Here is a 1,160-nt window from a genome sequence, read left to right as displayed (position 1 = left end):
GAATGAAGAAACCACTATACGATGAAGCGTACAAGAGAAAGACAGTACAGTACGTGAAGGAAAACGGAAAGTCGGTGGCGGAGGTCGCCCGCGAACTTAAGATCAAAGACAACACGTTGTACGGCTGGATGAAGAAGTTCGGTGGCGAGCCGGAAATCGTTGAAGCGCAAGCGTTCAAGTCCGAAGATCATCAACTAAGGGAAATGCAAAAACGAATTCGTGACTTGCAAGAAGAGAATGAAATTCTAAAAAAAGCGATGCACTTCTTCGCGAAAGACCGTCGGTAAAATATGCGTTCATCCATGAACACCGCTCCGAGTACCGACTGGAGAAGATGTGCTGCGTGCTCGATGTTTCTCGCAGCGGGTATTACAAATGGAAGGATCGTCCTGTGAGTGAGCAGGCGCGTCAACACAGGGAATGGACGGATCAGATCAAAGAAGTGTTCGATGCGTCTCGTCAACTCTACGGCAGTCCCAAGGTCACCGAGAAGCTCCAGCAGCAAGGTGTGGATATCTCAACGCGAACGGTGACACGGATTATGAGCGAGCAACAGTGGCGCTCAAGAACCGTCAAAAAATACAAGGCAACAACGAACTCCAAACACAATTTTCCAGTGCAAGAAAACGTACTGAATCAGGAATTTACGGCTAGTAAGCCAAATGAAAAATGGGTAACAGACATCACCTATGTAGCGACCGAAGAAGGCTGGCTGTACTTGGCTAGCGTTATGGACTTGTACTCACGCAAGATCGTTGGTTGGCACACGAGCGACCGCATGACAAGGGAGTTGGTTCTGCTGGCGCTAAGGCAAGCTCACGGCCGTCAGCGGCCCGAAGGCGAGGTCCTGCATCATTCGGATCGCGGCAGCCAGTACGCCTCGCATGATTACCAAGAGCAGCTTAAGACCTATTCTATGATCGGCAGCATGAGCCGAAAAGGTAACTGCTACGATAATGCTTGCATCGAATCCTTTCACAGCATCATCAAAAAAGAACTGATCTACTTGAACAAGTATGCAACCCGTTCCGAAGCCGAGAAAAGCATCTTTGAGTACATTGAGGTCTTTTACAACAACGAGCGCATCCATTCGTCAATTGGGTATTGTACGCCTACTGATTTTGAACAACAATATCACTTCAATACGGTGAATCACTAAA

The 1,160-nt window shown here is 48.1% G+C and carries 1 protein-coding gene; it reads left to right on the top strand.

From position 1 onward, the window contains the following. Positions 1–2: 2 nt before the first annotated feature. A protein-coding gene (locus tag M6D81_RS31510) for an IS3 family transposase (RefSeq protein ID WP_262681624.1) occupies positions 3–1,159 on the top strand; the annotation gives its coding sequence in 2 pieces (ribosomal slippage) (positions 3–246 and positions 246–1,159; 1,158 coding nt in all). Position 1,160: the final 1 nt, after the last annotated feature.

This window comes from Paenibacillus sp. J5C2022, assembly GCF_025567625.1.
Lineage (GTDB): Bacteria > Bacillota > Bacilli > Paenibacillales > Paenibacillaceae > Pristimantibacillus.
This window is presented reverse-complemented; position numbering and strand designations above follow the sequence as displayed.